The organism is Bradyrhizobium sp. 1, assembly GCF_023073315.1.
In the GTDB taxonomy this organism is placed as follows: Bacteria; Pseudomonadota; Alphaproteobacteria; order Rhizobiales; family Xanthobacteraceae; genus Bradyrhizobium.
The window spans coordinates 55,448-72,941 of the sequence record NZ_JADPJH010000034.1; the positions used below are offsets into that span (position 1 = coordinate 55,448).

Below are 17,494 nucleotides of genomic sequence, written 5' to 3' on the forward strand. Positions count from 1 at the left end.
CCAGGACCGCCCAAGTACGTAAGGATGGGTAGAGCGCAGCGAAACCCATCTAGATTCTGTCCGATGGCGAGCATGATGGGTTTCGCAAGTGCTCTACCGATCCTACGAGGTCTCGCGTTGGCGCCCGGCCTCAGCTTGTTGACCGCGCAACTTCAGAGGGCCGTCCGGACTACCGGTTGCGGGTCGGCGACTTCCGGGTGATCTTCGGAAACGAAAAGTACCATCACCATTCACGATGTCGGACCACGCGGCGGGATTTACGATTGAAGGAAGGCACCATGAACAAGGTACAGCGCATCAAGAGTCCCAGCGGCGAGGACATGGTTGTGCTGTCGGCCGCAGATTATGAGCGCTTGGTGGAGGCGGCCGAGGATCAAAGGGACAGCGAAATTGCCGAGCGCTCCCGGAAGGCCATCGAGCGCGGCGAGATCGAGACCTTGACCTCCGCCGAGGCGAAGCAGTTGTTGGCCGCCAGAAGCCCGCTTGCTTTCTGGAGGAAGAAGCGCGGCTTGACGCAGGGCGCCTTGTCCAAGGCGAGCGGCGTCGCGCAGGGCTTCATTTCCGAGATCGAGGCCGGGAACAAGCCGGGCACAGCAGCCACGCTCAAAAAGCTCGCCGCGGTGCTGAAGCTCACGGTCGACGACCTGATCTGACGTCATGAACTATTGAGGCGAATTTCCAGGCTCTCAACCGGACAATGCCTCGCCCAGCCTTGCGGACCGGAATCGATGAATCTGCCATGATTTCAGGGACGGCGCGGGAGAATGTTTGGTAGCGGGAGAGGGACTCGAACCCCCGACCCCAGGATTATGATTCCCGTGCTCTAACCAGCTGAGCTACCCCGCCACAGGGTCGCGAACGGCGGAAGGGCCGATCTCGCGAACGCGCGGCATATAAGGAAGGGGGCGGCGGGCTGTCAATCCGCCTTCGCGAAAAGCTTCCGCCTGTGCCAAGGCTTCGGCGGGACAAGTCGGCTTGAAACGATGATTTTGGCCGGATTCCTGGGATTTTCGGCACCAGACTCGTGGCGAGTCCCCCTCACCCGGATCGCATCTTCGATGCGCTCCGGCCTCTCCCCGCAGGCGGGAGAGGCGAAGGAAGAACCGGGCTCCGTCTACGCAAGGCTTCCGCCTTCGCTAAAGCTTCGGCGGACAAGTCGGCGCGACAGGCTATTTCGGCCGGACGGTCGGGTCGCCGCCGGGGCTGCCGGGGGGCGGGATGACCGGGGTATTGGCGCCGGATTCGGGGGCCGGGGCGTGCATGTCGGGGTCGACGCCGGAGGGCGGGCAGAGCACGCCGTCCGTTTTGGCGAGCTTGTCGCCGAGCGGTTCCCGGGACTGGCCGGTGGTGGTGCCGCCGGGGGTGGTTGTCAGCCGGTCCGAGGGCGCGCAGCCGGTGGCACGCTGAGTCTGAGGCGGCGCGGTCGCTTGCGGCGGCGTCGCGGGGGCGGGCGGGGCCTGCGCGATCGCGCTGCCGGAGGCGGCGATCAGGAGGCTGGCCAGGATGATGTTTGATGTGGTGCGCATGGAAGGGAAACGCGCGGATCAGGTGCCCCGTTCCCGCTGCACGATCACGATTTGTGGTAGCGGATCAGCGAAAAATGCCCCATCGGCGGCATCGGGCGGCGCTCGGCAAGCGTGACGCCGCCGTGTTTGGCGGCCCAGTTGACGAGGCGGGCCCACGGGAATTCCGGGCGCCAGCCGAGGCGGCGGGCGAGCGGCGCAAACGCAAGCTCGGAGAGCTTTCGAAAACCGCTCTCGGCGCCGATGTGGTTGACGAGGATCAGCTCGCCGCCGGGCTTGAGCACGCGCACGAACTCGTCGAGCGTGCCTTCGGGATCCGGCACGGCGGTGATGACGTATTGCGCCACCACCGCGTCGAAGAAGTTTGCGGGGAAGGCGAGGTTCTTCGCGTCCATCACCGAGAGCACTTCGACATTGCTCAAGCGCAAGCTCCGCACGCGCGATTGCGCCTTGCGCAGCATCGGCTCGGAGATGTCGACGCCGCAGATTTTTGTGGTGCGCGAATAGTCCGAGAGCGAGAGACCCGTGCCGACGCCGACGTCGAGGATGCGGCCGCCGATGCGGTCGGCCTCGGCGATGGTCGACTGCCGTCCGGCGTCGAACACCTTGCCGAACACGAGATCATAGACCGGCGCCCAGCGGCCATAGGCCTTCTCGACCCCGGCCCGCGAGATGTCTGCTGCCATGCCCCCTGCCCTTACGCGAAACTTGAGAGAGTGTTGTTCATTGGTGAAATCGAAGTCAGCCCCGCGCGCGGTCTGGCGCCTCTCCCGCTTGCGGGAGAGGTCGACACGCTCGCAAGAGCGTGGCGGGTGAGGGCTTTACCGACTCGCGAGATATCGCGGGTGGAGAGAGCCCTCTCCCCAACCCTCTCCCGCACACGGGAGAGGGAGCGCACCGTCATTGCGGTGACAGTCGGGCTCGATCTCATGATGTTTAGCCGCGAACCGCTTCCACCAGCGGCCTCGCTGCGTTGCTCGTGGCCTTGGCCGCGGCGCTCTGAATAAAGCCGCCGCCGAGCACGCGGGCCTGGCCGCTGGCTGCGTCGTAGAACACGCAGGCCTGGCCCGGCGAGACGCCCTCTTCGCCGGCGACGAGTTCGACCTCGTAATGGCCATCGCTGCCGCGCAGCCATGCCGGCTGCGGCGCGCGGGTCGAGCGCACGCGCACGAACATCTCCAGGCCATCGCCGATGGCGCGGTCGATGTCGCCGCCGCCGATCCAGTTGACGTCGCGCAAGGTGATGCGGTGCATCCTCAGCGCATCGCGCGGGCCGACGACGACGCGGCGGTTGGCGGCATCCAGCCGCACCACGAACAGCGGCGCATGCGCGGCAATGCCGAGGCCGCGGCGCTGGCCGATGGTGAAATTGGCGATGCCGTGATGCTGGCCGAGCACGCGCCCGTCGAGATCGACGATGTCGCCGGGGTCCATCGCGTTCGGACGCAGGCGGGTGATGATGTCGGTGTAGCGCCCCGTCGGCACGAAGCAGATGTCCTGGCTGTCGTGCTTGTCGGCAACGCTCAGGCCGTAGCGGCGCGCGAGCTCGCGCGTCTCGGGCTTGGTCATGTCGCCGAGCGGGAAGCGCAGGAAGTCGAGCTGTGACTGCGTGGTCGCGAACAGGAAATAGCTCTGGTCGCGATCGCTGTCGGCGGCGCAGACCAGCGCGCGCGAGCCGTCAATGCTGCGGCGCGAGGCGACGTAATGGCCGGTGGCAAGCGCCTGCGCGCCGAGCTCGCGGGCGGTCTTCAGGAGGTCGCGGAATTTGACGGAGCGATTGCACTCGATGCACGGCACCGGCGTCTCGCCGAGCGCGTAGCTGTCGGCGAAGACGTCGATGACGGACTCGCGAAAGCGGTCCTCATAGTCGAGCACGTAATGGGGAATGCCGAGCTTGGCCGCGACGTCGCGGGCGTCGTGGATGTCCTGGCCGGCGCAGCAGGCGCCCTTGCGATGGGTCGCCGCGCCATGGTCGTAGAGCTGCAGCGTGATGCCGACGACGTCGTAGCCTTCAGCCTTCAGCAGCGCAGCCGTCGTCGAGGAATCGACGCCGCCCGACATGGCAACGACGACCCTGGTATCCTCAGGACGGCCTTCGAGATCCAGACTGTTGAGCATGGCTTTCAAGGTGTGACGGCGGCGTTTTGCGATCCGCGATTCTGATGCTTCCGGCGGGACATCGGCGATCCCCGGGAACCCTGGTTCCCCCGGAGGACGAGCTGCCCGGTCGAAAGCGGCTGAGAGCGGCCTCTTTAATATAGGCGGCATTCCGGTGAAGCAATCGGGCTGGCCCAAAGCTTGGGGCAATTCTTGCCGGGGCGGCAGAAATGGCGGGGTTTTTGCCGCCCTCGCGGCGGCGGCGAAAATCAATTAATACATTGATTTTACTAGTGTAAATCGAAAAATACGAGGCTGGCCCGCTCCTTGCTCCCTCTTATGCCGAAGATGTTTCCAAGGGGTATTCCGTGGTTGGTCGTACGTCAGATGTAGCGGCAAACGTGCCTGTCCAGAGCGCGCAGCAAAAGTCTGCCCGGTCGCAGAGCTCGAAAGACACGTCCAGCAGCGACTCCTTCGGCTCACTGGTCGACAGCAACACGCAGGCGATCAGCAACAATTCGTCGTCGCAGGATAGCGCGCCGCGCCGGACCGATTCGTCGTCGTCCGCCTCGGACAAGAGCCCGCGCGATACCTCCGCCAGCGACCCGTCCTCGCAGAGCAAGGCGAGCGACAACACCGACAATTCCACCAAGACCGATACGACGGCCGATCCCGCCAAGGATGCATCCAAAGATACGTCCAAGGATGCATCAAAGGCTGACGGCAAGACCAAGTCCGAGGGCTCCGACACCAAATCGTCCGACAAATCCGACAAGACCAAGGATGGCAAGACCGGCACCGACGGCCTTGCCGCCGCCGTCGATGCCGCCGCGACCGCGCAAATCGACACGACGCAGGCCGCCGTGCCGGATCCGAATGCGCTTCCGGTTGCCGCGCCTGTGGTGCCGGTCGATCCGAATGCGGCCGCCAGCCAGGCCGCGACCTCCTCGCCGCTGACGATCGCCGCTGCCGGCATCGCCGCCAGCACATCCACTGCCGCGCAGATCGCAGGCGGCAAGACCGATACCGCGACAGCCGGTGACAAGAGCGCCAAGACGGCTGCCGCCAAGGTCGATGCGAGCACCACGACGGCACTTGGCGATGCCGCCGCCGGCACGACCGATGCGACCGCGACCGATGCCAAGACCAATGGCGGATTGATCGCCGCAGTCGACCAGGGCACGCCAAAAACCTCGTTCAAGGCTGCCGTCGCCGCGCAAGGCGGCAGCGACGTCTCCAGTATCGGCCAAGAGGCCGGCAAGGCGAACGCCGCCGCGCAGACTCCCGCAACGGCCGCCGCGCATCCGCAAGACGCCAAGCCGCAAGTCGACGCCGGCACGACCGACGCCAAGGCTGCGGCCTCCGACCGCGCCGATTCAACGCCGGCAACGCCGCACGCGCATGCAGATACGCAGGCAACCATCGCCACGACCGACACCAGCGCGCAGGCGGCATCCGCCATCCAGGCGCCGGTGACCAATACGATTTCGGCCGCGACCGCTTCGACCGCAACGCTCACCGCGACCGCGGCGAATGCCAATGCCGTGCCGATCAGCGGCGTGCCGATCGAGATTGCCGCCGCCGTACGCGCGGGCAAGACGCGCTTCGACATCAGCCTCGATCCGCTCGATCTCGGCCGCATCGACGTCCGCGTCAATGTCGACCGCAACGGCCAGGTCACCTCGCATCTCACCGTTGAGAAGCCGGAGACGCTGGCGATGCTGAAGCAGGACGCGCCGCAATTGCAGCGCGCGCTCGACGATGCCGGCTTCAAGACCGGCAGCAACGGGCTGTCCTTCAGCCTGCGCGACCAGAATTCATCGGGCCAGCAGTCCGGCCAGAACAACGACAATGGCGGCAATTCCCGCCGGCTGATCATCAGCGAGGACGACACCGTTGCTGCCGCGCCCGTCGGGCGCGGCTACGGCCGCATGCTCGGATCGAGCAGCGGCGTCGACATCAGAGTGTGAGGAGTATTCGACCATGACCACCACGAATGCCGCCACTGCGCCGACACCCGTCTCCGGGACGACCCCGACGTCATCGTCGTCCTCCTCGTCGAGCTCGCTGGGCTCGTCCACCGGCGCGACGCTCGCCGGCAATTTCCAGACCTTCCTGACGCTGCTGACGACGCAGCTGCAGAACCAGAACCCGCTCTCCCCGCTCGACACCAACCAGTTCACCCAGCAGCTGGTGCAATTCGCCGGCGTCGAGCAGCAGCTCAAGACCAACGATGCGCTGACCCAGCTCGTCACCCTCCAGAAGACCACGCAGGCGACGCAGGCGCTGGACTTCGTCGGCAAGACCGCGCTGGTCGACGGCTCGACCGCGACCATGACGAAGTCGTCGGCGACCTGGCATCTCAACGTGCCCAGCGACTCGACCGTCGACATTACCGTCGCCAATTCCAGCGGCCAGACCGTGTTCACCGGCAAATATACCGCTGCCACCGGCTCCGACATTCCCTTCACCTGGAACGGAATGGGCAATGACGGCACGCAATGGCCCGACGGCAAGTACACGATCTCGGCCACCGGCAAGGACATCGCGAACAACAATGTCGGCATCGCCGCCCAGGTGCAGGGCGTGGTGTCCTCCGTCGACCTGACCCAGTCGCCGCCGCTGCTCACGATCGACGGCAACAGCTACACGCTGAACCAGGTGAAGAGCATCGTCGCCGCCAGCAGCAACTAAGGCTCGCGCGGCGCCCGATGCGCCCTTTTTGTTAGGAAAGTATTTACGAAGACCCCCTTGAGCGGCCCGGAGACCACCGTTCCACCGGCCGAGACGACCCGCGTTCCCGCAAGTTTCAACGAGAATTGTATTGAAGCCTTAGGCTTAGCGGATTTTTAAGCCGCCGCGCGTAGGGTTTCAATGTGAGTTCAGTGGTTGAGAGTTTGTGAGTACGCCATGACAGAACCCCATCGCCCGAGGGTAAAATACGTCATCGGGCCGGACGGCAGTCCGCTGACGATTGCAGATCTGCCCGCGCCCGGCACCAAACGCTGGGTTATCCGCCGCAAGGCCGAAGTCGTCGCTGCTGTGCGTGGCGGACTTCTCTCCCTCGAGGAGGCCTGCAGCCGTTATACCCTGACGGTTGACGAATTCCTTTCCTGGCAGTTTTCCATCGACCAGCACGGTCTGGCGGGTCTTCGCACCACCCGCATCCAGCAATATCGCCAGTAGGCGATCCGGAAATCTGCGGCTTTTGACGAAAATCGGCCCCGCTTTGCGAGGCCGATTTTTTTCATGTTTCGTTTTGGCGCTACTTTTGTCCGAGCTCTTAACCTTCGTTAACCATATCGAAACCATCACCTAGGCAATAATTGCCCAGTCGGCCGCTCAGTTGCGGGTCGAAGCTTCGGGGCGGTTGCTTGCAAGGTCTTGCGGACTTTTTAAAGGGTATCGGCGCCGCCCGTTTCGGGGCGATGATCGCGGTCACCGCCGCGCTCGTCGGCTTTTTCGCGTTTGTCATCATGCGCGTCACCACGCCGCAGATGACCACGCTGTTCACCGACCTCTCGGTCGAGGATTCTTCCGGCATTATCAAGGACTTGGAGCGCCAGGGCATCCAGTTCGAGATCCGCAATGAGGGCAGCATCATCATGGTGCCCAAGGACAAGGTCACGCGGCTGCGAATGAAGCTCGCCGAGGGCGGCCTGCCCAAGGGCGGCGGCGTCGGCTACGAAGTGTTCGACAAGTCGGACGCGCTCGGCACCACCTCTTTCGTCCAGAACATCAATCATCTCCGCGCGCTGGAAGGCGAACTTGCCCGCACCATCCGCGCCATCGACCGCATCCAGGCCGCCCGCGTCCATCTCGTGCTGCCTGAGCGCCCGCTGTTCTCGCGCGAGGCGCCGGAACCGTCGGCCTCGATCGTGGTCCGGGTCCGCGGCGCGCTCGAAGCAGGGCAGATCAGGGCCATCCGCCACCTCGTCGCCTCCGCCGTCAACGGGCTGAAGCCGCAGCGGGTCTCGATCGTCGACGAAGCCGGCCAGCTGCTCGCCGACGGTGCCGCGACAGATGCGGATCAGGCGGTCGGCGACGAGCGCCGCACCGCCTACGAGAAGCGGATGCGCAAGCAGGTCGAGGACATCGTCTCCTCGGTGGTTGGTTCGGGCCGTGCCCGCGTCCAGCTCTCGGCCGATTTCGACTTCAACAAGGTGACGCAGACCTCGGACAAGTTCGACCCCGAGGGCCGCGTGCTGCGCTCGACCCAGACTCGGGAAGAGAGCAGCATGACCGCCGACAACAACGGCCAGGTCACCGTCAACAACGAGCTTCCGGGCAACGGGCAGAATAGCGGCGTCGCGGCCAAGGACCAGAGCAAGAAGACCGAAGAGACCAACAATTACGAGATCTCCCGCACCACCAAGACCGAGGTGACCGAGGCCGGCCGGGTCAACCGCATCTCGGTCGCAGTGCTGGTCGACGGCATCTACACCAAGAACGACAAGGGCGAGCTCGCCTACACCGACCGCACCAAGGAGCAGCTCGACCGCATCTCCGCGTTGGTGCGCTCGGCGATCGGCTTCGACCAGAAGCGCGGCGACCAGGTCGAGGTCGTCAATCTGCGCTTTGCCGATGCGCCCTCCACCGCCCCGATCGCCGAGCCCTCCGGCTTCCTCGGCATGCTCCAGTTCACCAAGGACGACGTCATGTACTTCGTCGAGCTCGGCGTGATGATGCTGCTCGGCCTCGTCGTGCTGTTCATGGTGATCCGCCCGCTGGTCAAGCGCATCCTCGCCTCCGACGAAGTCGTCGCAGCGATCTCCGGCGTCCTCTCCGGCCCGTCTGCCTCCGACGAATCCGCGCCGGCCAACAGCGGCCAGCCGCTGCTGCCGAGCGGCACCGCCAGCGCGATCGACGTCGCCACCGTCCAGGGCCAGGTCCACGCCCAGTCCGTTCATCGCGTCGGCGAGCTCGCCGAGCGCAACCCCAACGAAACCGTCGCCATCATCCGTCAATGGCTGACCGAACCCGCAAAATGATTCGAGAAGTGAACTGACATGGCCGGCAATTTGCAAAACGCCAACTCGAACGACATCACCAGCGTGATCTCCACGCTCGGACAGCGTGCCGGCAGCCGCGGCGGCGCCAAGGTCGACGCGGTGGCGGGGCCGAAGCGCGCCGCCATCCTGATGCTGGCGCTCGGCGAGCAATATGGCGGCAAGATCTGGGGACTGCTCGACGACGACGAGGTGCGCCAGCTCTCGCTGGAAATGTCGACGCTCGGCACCGTCGAGGTCGACACCGTCGAGGACATGCTGCTCGAATTCGTCTCGCGCATGTCGGCATCGGGTGCGCTGATGGGCAATTTCGACGCCACCGAGCGGCTGCTCCAGCAGTACCTGGCGCCCGAGCGCGTCAACGGCATCATGGACGAGATCCGCGGGCCCGCAGGCCGCAACATGTGGGAGAAGCTCTCCAACGTGCAGGAGGAGGTGCTCGCCAACTATCTCAAGAACGAATATCCGCAGACCATTGCAGTGGTGCTGTCGAAGCTGAAGTCGGAACACGCCGCCCGCGTGCTCGGCATCTTCCCCGAGGATCTCGCGCTCGACGTCGTGAACCGCATGCTGAAGATGGAAGCGGTCCAGAAGGAGGTGATCGAGAGCGTGGAGAAGACGCTGCGCACCGAATTCATGTCCAACCTCTCGCAGACCCGCCGCCGCGACGCCCATGAGGTGATGGCGGAAATCTTCAACAATTTCGACCGCCAGACCGAAACCCGCTTCATCACCTCGCTGGAAGAAGACAACCGCGAATCGGCCGAGCGCATCAAGGCGCTGATGTTCACCTTCGACGACCTGGTGAAGCTCGATTCCGGCTCGGCCCAGACGCTGATGCGCAATGTCGACAAGGACAAGCTCGGCGTCGCGCTCAAGAGCGCCAACGAGGACGTCCGCAACTTCTTCTTCGGCAACATGTCCTCGCGCGCGGCAAAGATGCTCCAGGACGACATGGCGGCGATGGGCCCGGTGCGCCTGCGCGACGTCGACGAGGCCCAGGCGCTGCTGGTCAACCTCGCCAAGGACCTCGCGGCCAAGGGTGAAATCATGCTGACCAAGAACCGTGCCGACGACGAACTGGTGTATTGATGGGGGCTCCGGCAAAATTCCTGTTTGATACCGACTTCGCCGCGCCGGACCGGACGCGCGAGAAGGCTGCGACCGCCGCCGAGATCGCGCAGAAGGTGGCGGAAGCGGAGGCGCGCGCCTATCGGGACGGTTTCGACGCCGGCCAGCGCGAGGCCAAGGCCGAGAGCGACCGCCGCGTCGCGCTCGCGATGGAAGAGATCAGCATCTCGGTTCGCGGCATCGCCTCGGGCATCGGCAATATCGAGAGCAAGATGGAGACCGAGGCGGTCGACGTCGCAATCGCGGTGGCGCGCAAGCTGTGCGCCGATCTGGTCGCCGCCGAGCCGCTCGGCGAGATCATGGCGCTGGTCAAGGACTGCTTCTCGCATCTGGTCGCCACCCCGCATCTCGTCGTTCGCATCAACGACGCGCTCTACGAGGCTGCGCGCGAGAAGATCGAGCGGCTCGCCAAGCAGAGCGGCTTCGAGGGCCGGCTCGTGATTCTAGCCGAGCCTGACATTGCCACCGGCGACTGCCGGATCGAGTGGGCCGATGGCGGCGTCGTGCTCGAGCGCGGCGCCATCGCGGCCAAGATCGACGAAATGGTCGGGCGCTATATCGCGTCCCGGAGGGGGAGCTAAGCCATGAGCGACACCGACGGACAGGTCCCGCTGCCAGATCTCAACGGCCCGATGCCGCCGACCGGCACGGACGTCGGCTACACCGAGGACGAATATGCGGCACGCGCCGCCGCCGACCTGGAGGCCGTGTTCGACGTGCCGGTGCAGGTCTCGGCCGTGCTCGGGCGCTCCAAGATGGACGTCAGCGAGCTGCTGAAGCTCGGGCCCGGCACCGTGCTCGAGCTCGACCGGCGCGTCGGCGAGGCCATCGACATCTATGTCAACAACAAGCTGGTTGCCCGCGGCGAAGTTGTCCTGGTCGAGGACAAGCTCGGCGTGACCATGACCGAAATCATCAAGACCGAACGCGCCTAAAGCGCAGGGAATGACGCGCGGCAGCGCGACCAGACGGACAGGAGACTGACATGCGGCTTCTCATCGTTGGCACATTGAAGGGCCAGCTCACCACCGCCACCAAGATCGCGATGGACAACGGCGCCACAGTGACCCACGCCGAGGATCACGACCAGGCGATGCGCGTGCTGCGCGGCGGCAAGGGCGCCGACCTCCTGCTGGTCGACGTCGCCCTCGACATCCGCGACCTCGTGATGCGGCTCGAGGCCGAGCACATCCACGCTCCGATCGTCGCCTGCGGCATCACCAACGACGCCCGCGCCGCGGTTGCCGCGATCCACGCCGGCGCCAAGGAATACATCCCGCTGCCGCCGGATCCGGAGCTGATCGCCGCGGTACTGGCCGCGGTCGCCAACGATTCCCGCGAGCTGATCTATCGCGACGAGGCGATGGCGAAGGTCGTCAAGCTCGCCCAGCAGATTGCGGGCTCCGATGCCTCGGTGATGGTCACCGGCGAATCCGGCACCGGCAAGGAAGTTCTGGCCCGCTACGTCCACACCCGCTCGACGCGCGCCAAGCGCCCGTTCATCTCGATCAATTGCGCCGCGATCCCCGAGCACCTGCTGGAGTCCGAGCTGTTCGGCCACGAGAAGGGCGCCTTCACCGGCGCAATCGCCCGCCGCATCGGCAAGTTCGAGGAGGCCACCGGCGGCACGCTGCTGCTCGACGAAATCTCGGAGATGGACGTCCGCCTGCAGTCGAAGCTGTTGCGCGCGATCCAGGAGCGCGTGATCGACCGCGTCGGCGGCACCAAGCCCGTCCCCGTCGACATCCGCATCATCGCGACCTCGAACCGCAATCTGGTGGAAGCCGTGCGCGAAGGCACGTTCCGCGAGGATCTGCTGTTCCGCCTCAACGTCGTGAATTTGAAGATCCCGCCGCTGCGCGAGCGTCCCCTCGACATCCTCGAGCTCGCACAGCATTTTGTGAAGAAATATGCCGAGGCCAACGGTGTGCCGATGCGGCCGATCTCGGCGGACGCCCGCCTTGTGCTCTCCACCAACCGCTGGCAGGGCAACGTCCGCGAGCTCGAAAACACCATGCACCGCGCGGTGCTGATGGCGCAGGGCGACGAGATCGGCCCCGACGCAATCCTCACGCCGGACGGCGACCGCCTCGACCTCGCCAAGACCGCCCCGGCCGTGGCGCATGCGACGATGGCCGCCGAGCAGGTGACGCGCGCGCTGGTGGGGCGTACCGTTGCGGACGTCGAACGCGACCTGATCCTGGAGACGCTAAAACACTGCCTCGGCAACCGGACCCATGCCGCGAATATCCTGGGCATCTCGATCCGCACGCTGCGCAACAAGCTCAACGAATATTCCGACGGCGGCATCCCGATCACGCCGGCGGGCATGCCGGGGGAATATCCGCGGATGCCGATGGTGGGGGCGTAAGGCGCTTCACGCTGGCCGAGAATACGAATGCCCGGGCCAGTCCCGGGCATTTTTATTTGAATGCAGGCTGCCAACCTCGTCCTTGCGAGCGCAGCGAAGCAGTCCAGAAACCCTCCGCGGAAACAGTCTGGATTGTTGCGCCACGCTCGCGATGACGGCGCTGAGAGCGCTCCCCGCATAACGGGACCGCGCCACGCGACTAGGCCGCCAGCACGACAGGCCCTATAACCCCGCGTGAGAACCACCGAGGGTCAACATGTCTGAAGCTCAAATCACCGACTGGCTGGCGTCGCAGCGGCAGGCGATGATCGATCTCTTGCGCGACGTCGTGAACATCGATTCCGGGTCCTACGACAAGGAAGGCGTCGATGCGGTCGGGGCGCGGTTCGAGCGGCATTTCGCCGAGCATGGCATTCCCTGCCGGCGCGAGGGCGATTCCACGTTCGGCGATGCGATCCACGCCGAGGTCGCAAAGCCCGGCAGCAACGAGAAGCCGGTGCTGTTGTTGGGACATCGCGACACCGTGTTCGGCAAGGGCGAGGCCGGACGCCGTCCGTTCACGATCAAGGACAACCGCGCTTATGGTCCCGGCGTGGCCGACATGAAGTCCGGCGTGGTCATGAACATCTTCGTGGCCACCGCCTTCCATAAATTCGGCGGCAGCCCGCATCCGATCAAGCTGCTGATCACCTCCGACGAGGAGATCGGTTCGCCCTCCTCGCGCCCCGTGATCGAGCGCGAAGGGCGCGCCGCGCGCGCCGTGTTCAATTCCGAGCCGGGCCGCCCCACAGGCAACGTCGTGACGGGGCGCAAGGGCGGCATCTTCATGCACATGGCCATCACCGGCAAAGCGGCGCATTCCGGCGCCAACTTTGCCGCGGGCGTCAGCGCGATCGGAGAGCTCGCGCAAAAAATCGTGCAGATCCATGCGCTGACCGATCTCGACAAGGGCATCACGCTCAATGTCGGCCTCGTCTCGGGCGGGCAGTCCGTCAACACCACGGCGCCTTACGCGGAGGGTCAGATCGACCTGCGCTATGTCGATCCGGCCGATCGCGCGAGGGTGATGGCCGCGATCGAAAAGATCATCGCGACGTCCTACGTGCCCGGCACCAGCGCGACGCTGACGATCAAGGGCGAATTCGTGCCGGTGGTGCAGAGCGCGGATTCGAAGGTGCTGTTCGAAGGCTATCAGGCCGCCGCAAAAAAGGTCGGCCTCACCACGCTGCAGGGCGAGTTCTCCGGCGGCTGCGCCGATTCCGGCTTCACCGCCGCGGTCGGCACGCCGACCATCTGCGGCCTCGGACCGGTCGGTGGGCTCGCGCACACGCCGGAGGAATATCTGGAGATCGACAGCATCGTGCCGCGCGCACAGGCATTGGCGCTGGCGATTTTGCGGGGGTGACGCAGGTGCCATAGCTGCGTAGGGCGGGTTAGCGCCGTGGATGCGCAAGCGCATCCACTAGGCGTAACCCACACTACAAATTCCTCACGAATAACTCGGCGCGTCCGGCTTACGAAAAATGTGGATGGGATCGCCCGGCACGATCGGCCGGCCACTGAACATCGCATAGGCGTAGAGCGCGAGATAGGCGATCGCGAGCGCGCCGACGGCGTAGAAGGCTAGGATCGCGACGCGCTTCATCGTTCCGCTCCATTGCCGTCCCGGCGGGAAGGCTCAGGCGCGCTTCTAGAGCGATGCCGGGGAAAAGGCCAGCCTGCGGGCTGGCGGTCAAACGCCGCGCCGGCTGTGCGTGGGCACGCTGACGTCCGCGAGCCTGGCTGCGTCTTCGTCCTGATCGACCGCAACGTACTGACCGTGCCAATAGGCCAGCGCGGCGTTGCGGGTCGAATTCCTGATGTCCCTGACGCGGCCGATGACGATGCCGTGCGAGTGGCGTTCGACGATCTCCTCGACCTCGCAATCGACGGCAGACAAGGCGCCGACCAGCAGCGGAACGCCCGAGACCGACGTCACCCATCGGCTGCCTGCAAAGCGATCGGCGCCCTTCAGCCCGCCCTTGCCGGCAAAGCGCTCAGCGACATCGAGCTGGTCGGCCGCAAGCATGTTCACCCCGAAGACGCCGTAACGCTTGATCAGCGGGAACGACGAGGCATCCCGGTTGATGCTGACGATCAGCGTCGGCGGATCGACCGACAGCGAGGCCACGGAGGTCACCGTCATGCCGGTGATGTCCTTACCCCGCCCGGCGGTGATGACGCTGACGCCGCCGGTGAGGTGGCGCATGGCGCTGCGGAAATCGGCGGGCAAAACGGGAGTTTCGGTCATGAGCTCGCGGGGCACTACATTCATGGCTTGCTCCCCGAAGCGGGGGTCCCTTCTATTTAGGTACGATCGTCCGCCGACAAAAGGTGGCTCAGGATCGAGCCTTCGAGGCCGGCAAGCTCGACCGAGCCGCGCTCGCGCGGCCGGGCCGTATTAACCACGACATCATGGGCAATCCGGCCCTCGTCGATCACCAGCACCCGGTCGGCCAGGGCGACCGCCTCGGCGACGTCGTGGGTGACCAGGATGGCGGTAAAGCCCTGGTCGCGCCAGACCCGCTCCAACAGGCGCTGCATCGAGATGCGGGTCAGCGCGTCCAGCGCACCGAGCGGTTCGTCGAAGGCGAGCACGCGCGGACGCGAGACCAATGCACGGCCGAGCGCGACGCGCTGCTTCTGGCCGCCCGACAGCACCGAGGGCCACTGGTCGCGCTTGTCGGCGAGACCGACCTCGGTCAGCGCTTTCTCGGCACGCGCATGCGCGTCGCTGGACGAACGATCGCGACCGAGCCCCACTTCGACATTCGAAAGGACGCGCGCCCAAGGCAGCAGCCGCGGCTCCTGAAACATCACGCGGACGTCCTCGGCCTGGACTTCGTCGCCAAAACTGATGCTGCCGGAATCGATCTTGTCCAGGCCGGCGATCAGGCGCAGCAGCGTGCTCTTGCCGCAACCGCTCTTGCCGACGATGGCGACGAACTGGCCGGCGGGGATGTGCAGATCAATGCCGCGCAACACCTCGTTGTCGCCGAAGGATTTTCGCAAGCCCCGGATGCTGAGCGGCAAGCCGGTGGCTTGCACTTGGCGTTCTTCTTGCCGCTCCTCGTGCACGACACGGGCGTGAGGCGTGAAATTGGCGCGGCTGGCGAGCTCGGTCTCGGGAAGGGACGTACGAAGCGCTGTCTGCATGTGATTCCCGGTATTTCTGCTAGCGTTTCTGGAAGGCGGGGTGCCAGGAGAGCGTCGCCCGCTCCAGCACGCGGGAGGCGCTGTCGGCGAGCTTGCCGAGCAGGGCGTAGATCAGGATCGAGAGCACGACGACGTCGATCAGCATGAACTCGCGCGCCTGCATCGCCATGTAGCCCAGCCCTGAGGACGCCGCGATGGTCTCGGCCACGATCAAGGTCAGCCACATGATGCCGAGCGCAAAGCGGATGCCGACGAAGATCGAGGGCAGCGCGCCCGGAAAGATCACACGACGAAACAGCTCGCTGTCGGTCATGCCATAGATGCGGCCCATCTCGATCAGCTGCGGATCGACGGTGCGGATGCCATGCAGCGTGTTGAGGTAGATCGGGAAGAACACACCGAGCGCCACCAAAAACAGTTTTGCGCTCTCGTCGATGCCGAACCACAGGATGACCAGCGGGATCAGCGCCAGATGCGGCACGTTGCGCACCATCTGCAGCGTGGTATCGGTAAGTTTTGCCGAGAGCTGCGACAGACCGTTGGCGAGCCCGAAGGCGAAGCCGATGCTGCCGCCGATCAAGAAGCCGATCGAGGCGCGCCAGAACGAGACCCAGATATTGCGGACGAGCTCGCCGGAGAGCAGCAGCTTCCAGCCGGCGAGCGCAACATCGCTCGGCGCCGGCAGCACGCGCGTCGGCACGAAGCCGGTGACACTCGCCACCTGCCAGATCGCGATGATGGCGAACGGCACGATCCACTGGACCAGTCCATCGAGGCGCGGCAGGCGGAAGCTGCGCGGGAAGGAGATGCTGTCAATGAGGCTCATGATTGCGACACCCGATGTTGCGGACGGTAATCACTGCCGACCGTCTCGCCGAAGGGACCGCCGTTGAAGTGCAGCTTGGTCACGTTAGAGGGCTGCTCCAGCGAGAGCAGCGGGAACACCAGTTCGGCGAAGCGATAGGCTTCCTCCAGATGCGGGTAGCCCGACATGATGAAGGTATCGATGCCGATATCCTGATACTCCTTGATGCGCGCCGCGACCGTCCGGGCGTCGCCGACCAGCGCCGTGCCGGCGCCGCCGCGCACGAGGCCGACACCGGCCCACAAATTGGGCGCGATCTCGAGCTTGTCGCGCTGGCCGCCATGGAGCTGCGCCATGCGCTGCTGGCCGACCGAATCCATGCGGGCAAAGTTCTTCTGCGCCGTCGCAATCGTCTCGTCGCTGACATGCTTGATCAGCTCGTTCGCCGCGCGCCAGGCTTCTTCGTTGGTCTCGCGGACGATCACGTGAAGGCGGATACCGAAGGAGAGCTTTCGGCCACGCGCGCTCGCGACCTCCCTCACCTTCGCGATCTTCTCGGCAACCAGCGCCGGCGGTTCGCCCCAGGTGAGATATTTGTCGACGGCGTCGACCGCGACGTCGATGCCGGCATCCGACGAGCCGCCGAAATAGAGCGGCGGGCGCGGCGACTGCACCGGCGGGAACAGCAGCTTGCCGCCCTCGACACGGATATGCTTGCCCTCGACATCGACGGTCTTGCCGGCGAGCAGCTCGCTATAGACGCTGAGGAACTCGCGCGTGACCTCGTAGCGCTCGTCATGCCCAAGAAAGATGCCGTCGCCCTTGTTCTCGACGGGATCGCCGCCGGTGACGACGTTGACGAGCAGACGTCCGCCTGTGATGCGGTCGAGCGTCGCGGTCATGCGCGCGGCCACGCTCGGCGATTGCAGGCCGGGGCGGACAGCCACGAGATAGCGCAGCCGTTCGGTGAACGGCGCGACTGAGGAGGCGACGATCCAGGAATCCTCACAGCTCCGTCCCGTCGGCAGCAGCACGCCGAAATAGCCGAGCTGATCGGCGGCCTGCGCAACCTGGCGCAGATAGTTGAAATTGACCTCGCGGCCGCCGATGCCGGTGCCGAGATAGCGGCCGTCGCCGTGGGTCGGCAGGAACCAGAGGATGTTGGCGTTGCTCATGGATGTGCTCCGATCACTTGTTGCCTGAGCATGATCCCTTCGGAAACCCGCTCCACACTTTTCCGGATCATGCTCTAGCCGTAGGTCGTGCCGACGGCGGCAGCGACGATACCGATCGACGTGACGATGGCTGCGATCACACGCTGAAGGATGCGCCTCATGTTTGGACCTCTTGATGTGGGAAGATC

18 protein-coding genes and 1 tRNA gene are annotated in these 17,494 nt (G+C 65.3%); 10 read left to right on the plus strand and 9 right to left on the minus strand.

Annotation, left to right across the window (positions count from 1 at the left end; genetic code table 11):
* The first annotated feature begins 278 nt into the window (after positions 1-278).
* Positions 279-653: a helix-turn-helix transcriptional regulator gene (locus tag IVB29_RS30180; RefSeq protein WP_247507061.1), complete on the plus strand. Its 375-nt coding sequence runs from the start codon at positions 279-281 to the stop codon at positions 651-653.
* Between the two features lie 116 nt (positions 654-769).
* Here IVB29_RS30180 and IVB29_RS30185 read toward each other — a convergent pair.
* The 4 genes from IVB29_RS30185 to mnmA form a co-directional block, all read right to left on the minus strand.
* Positions 770-846 (minus strand) — tRNA-Met (locus IVB29_RS30185).
* A gap of 323 nt (positions 847-1,169) precedes the next feature.
* Positions 1,170-1,526: a hypothetical protein gene (locus IVB29_RS30190; protein ID WP_247507062.1), complete on the minus strand. Its 357-nt coding sequence runs from the start codon at positions 1,524-1,526 to the stop codon at positions 1,170-1,172.
* Positions 1,527-1,570: 44 nt separating this feature from the next.
* Entirely contained in the window at positions 1,571-2,209 is a 639-nt protein-coding gene (locus IVB29_RS30195) for a class I SAM-dependent methyltransferase (protein ID WP_092034816.1), read from the minus strand.
* Between the two features lie 250 nt (positions 2,210-2,459).
* Complete coding sequence (mnmA, locus tag IVB29_RS30200; RefSeq protein WP_247507063.1) at positions 2,460-3,641, minus strand: tRNA 2-thiouridine(34) synthase MnmA; 1,182 nt, start codon at positions 3,639-3,641, stop codon at positions 2,460-2,462.
* Between the two features lie 347 nt (positions 3,642-3,988).
* On the opposite strand from mnmA, the gene IVB29_RS30205 reads away from it, so the two are divergent.
* From IVB29_RS30205 to IVB29_RS30245, 9 genes are all read left to right on the plus strand, one after another.
* Complete coding sequence (locus IVB29_RS30205) at positions 3,989-5,590, plus strand: flagellar hook-length control protein FliK (protein ID WP_247507064.1); 1,602 nt, start codon at positions 3,989-3,991, stop codon at positions 5,588-5,590.
* Positions 5,591-5,603: 13 nt separating this feature from the next.
* Entirely contained in the window at positions 5,604-6,314 is a 711-nt protein-coding gene (locus tag IVB29_RS30210) for a flagellar hook capping FlgD N-terminal domain-containing protein (RefSeq protein ID WP_247507065.1), read from the plus strand.
* Between the two features lie 216 nt (positions 6,315-6,530).
* Positions 6,531-6,806 carry a DUF1153 domain-containing protein gene (locus IVB29_RS30215; protein ID WP_002714638.1) on the plus strand — a complete coding sequence of 92 codons (276 nt, stop codon included), beginning with the start codon at positions 6,531-6,533 and terminating at the stop codon, positions 6,804-6,806.
* A 188-nt stretch (positions 6,807-6,994) separates the two neighbouring features.
* On the plus strand, positions 6,995-8,611 hold the full coding sequence (fliF, locus tag IVB29_RS30220; RefSeq protein WP_247507066.1) for a flagellar basal-body MS-ring/collar protein FliF: 1,617 nt from the start codon (positions 6,995-6,997) through the stop codon (positions 8,609-8,611).
* Between the two features lie 18 nt (positions 8,612-8,629).
* Entirely contained in the window at positions 8,630-9,721 is a 1,092-nt protein-coding gene (gene fliG / locus IVB29_RS30225; RefSeq protein WP_247507067.1) for a flagellar motor switch protein FliG, read from the plus strand.
* A complete protein-coding gene (locus IVB29_RS30230) occupies positions 9,721-10,341 on the plus strand; it encodes a FliH/SctL family protein (RefSeq protein ID WP_247507068.1) in 621 nt (206 codons plus the stop codon). Before fliG ends, IVB29_RS30230 begins: the two co-directional genes overlap by 1 nt.
* A 3-nt stretch (positions 10,342-10,344) precedes the next feature.
* The gene (gene fliN / locus IVB29_RS30235; RefSeq protein WP_211382323.1) at positions 10,345-10,695 is read left to right on the plus strand and encodes a flagellar motor switch protein FliN; all 351 of its coding nucleotides are present in this window, start codon (positions 10,345-10,347) and stop codon (positions 10,693-10,695) included.
* 50 nt (positions 10,696-10,745) lie between these two features.
* Positions 10,746-12,131, plus strand: a complete 1,386-nt coding sequence (locus IVB29_RS30240) for a sigma-54 dependent transcriptional regulator (protein ID WP_247507069.1) — start codon at positions 10,746-10,748, stop codon at positions 12,129-12,131.
* A 256-nt stretch (positions 12,132-12,387) separates the two neighbouring features.
* Positions 12,388-13,536: a M20 family metallopeptidase gene (locus IVB29_RS30245; RefSeq protein ID WP_247507070.1), complete on the plus strand. Its 1,149-nt coding sequence runs from the start codon at positions 12,388-12,390 to the stop codon at positions 13,534-13,536.
* A gap of 84 nt (positions 13,537-13,620) precedes the next feature.
* Here the strand turns inward: IVB29_RS30245 and IVB29_RS30250 are convergent, their stop codons facing one another.
* The 5 genes from IVB29_RS30250 to ssuD form a co-directional block, all read right to left on the minus strand.
* The gene (locus IVB29_RS30250; RefSeq protein ID WP_247507071.1) at positions 13,621-13,776 is read right to left on the minus strand and encodes a hypothetical protein; all 156 of its coding nucleotides are present in this window, start codon (positions 13,774-13,776) and stop codon (positions 13,621-13,623) included.
* An 87-nt stretch (positions 13,777-13,863) separates the two neighbouring features.
* Positions 13,864-14,445 (minus strand): flavin reductase family protein, encoded by a 582-nt coding sequence (locus IVB29_RS30255; RefSeq protein WP_247507072.1) that lies wholly within the window; start codon positions 14,443-14,445, stop codon positions 13,864-13,866.
* Between the two features lie 32 nt (positions 14,446-14,477).
* Positions 14,478-15,326 (minus strand): ATP-binding cassette domain-containing protein, encoded by an 849-nt coding sequence (locus IVB29_RS30260; RefSeq protein ID WP_247507073.1) that lies wholly within the window; start codon positions 15,324-15,326, stop codon positions 14,478-14,480.
* Between the two features lie 19 nt (positions 15,327-15,345).
* Entirely contained in the window at positions 15,346-16,152 is an 807-nt protein-coding gene (ssuC, locus tag IVB29_RS30265; RefSeq protein WP_247507074.1) for an aliphatic sulfonate ABC transporter permease SsuC, read from the minus strand.
* Positions 16,149-17,306 (minus strand): FMNH2-dependent alkanesulfonate monooxygenase, encoded by a 1,158-nt coding sequence (gene ssuD, locus IVB29_RS30270; RefSeq protein WP_247507075.1) that lies wholly within the window; start codon positions 17,304-17,306, stop codon positions 16,149-16,151. Before ssuD ends, ssuC begins: the two co-directional genes overlap by 4 nt.
* Positions 17,307-17,494: the final 188 nt, after the last annotated feature.

Coding starts and splice junctions, on each gene's coding strand:
- IVB29_RS30180 (WP_247507061.1), top strand. CDS start 279: ATGAACAAGGTACAGCGCATCAAGAGTCCCAGCGGCGAGGACATGGTT.
- IVB29_RS30190 (WP_247507062.1), bottom strand. CDS start 1,526: ATGCGCACCACATCAAACATCATCCTGGCCAGCCTCCTGATCGCCGCC.
- IVB29_RS30195 (WP_092034816.1), bottom strand. CDS start 2,209: ATGGCAGCAGACATCTCGCGGGCCGGGGTCGAGAAGGCCTATGGCCGC.
- mnmA (WP_247507063.1), bottom strand. CDS start 3,641: ATGCTCAACAGTCTGGATCTCGAAGGCCGTCCTGAGGATACCAGGGTC.
- IVB29_RS30210 (WP_247507065.1), top strand. CDS start 5,604: ATGACCACCACGAATGCCGCCACTGCGCCGACACCCGTCTCCGGGACG.
- IVB29_RS30215 (WP_002714638.1), top strand. CDS start 6,531: ATGACAGAACCCCATCGCCCGAGGGTAAAATACGTCATCGGGCCGGAC.
- fliG (WP_247507067.1), top strand. CDS start 8,630: ATGGCCGGCAATTTGCAAAACGCCAACTCGAACGACATCACCAGCGTG.
- IVB29_RS30230 (WP_247507068.1), top strand. CDS start 9,721: ATGGGGGCTCCGGCAAAATTCCTGTTTGATACCGACTTCGCCGCGCCG.
- fliN (WP_211382323.1), top strand. CDS start 10,345: ATGAGCGACACCGACGGACAGGTCCCGCTGCCAGATCTCAACGGCCCG.
- IVB29_RS30240 (WP_247507069.1), top strand. CDS start 10,746: ATGCGGCTTCTCATCGTTGGCACATTGAAGGGCCAGCTCACCACCGCC.
- IVB29_RS30245 (WP_247507070.1), top strand. CDS start 12,388: ATGTCTGAAGCTCAAATCACCGACTGGCTGGCGTCGCAGCGGCAGGCG.
- IVB29_RS30250 (WP_247507071.1), bottom strand. CDS start 13,776: ATGAAGCGCGTCGCGATCCTAGCCTTCTACGCCGTCGGCGCGCTCGCG.
- IVB29_RS30255 (WP_247507072.1), bottom strand. CDS start 14,445: ATGAATGTAGTGCCCCGCGAGCTCATGACCGAAACTCCCGTTTTGCCC.
- IVB29_RS30260 (WP_247507073.1), bottom strand. CDS start 15,326: ATGCAGACAGCGCTTCGTACGTCCCTTCCCGAGACCGAGCTCGCCAGC.
- ssuC (WP_247507074.1), bottom strand. CDS start 16,152: ATGAGCCTCATTGACAGCATCTCCTTCCCGCGCAGCTTCCGCCTGCCG.
- ssuD (WP_247507075.1), bottom strand. CDS start 17,306: ATGAGCAACGCCAACATCCTCTGGTTCCTGCCGACCCACGGCGACGGC.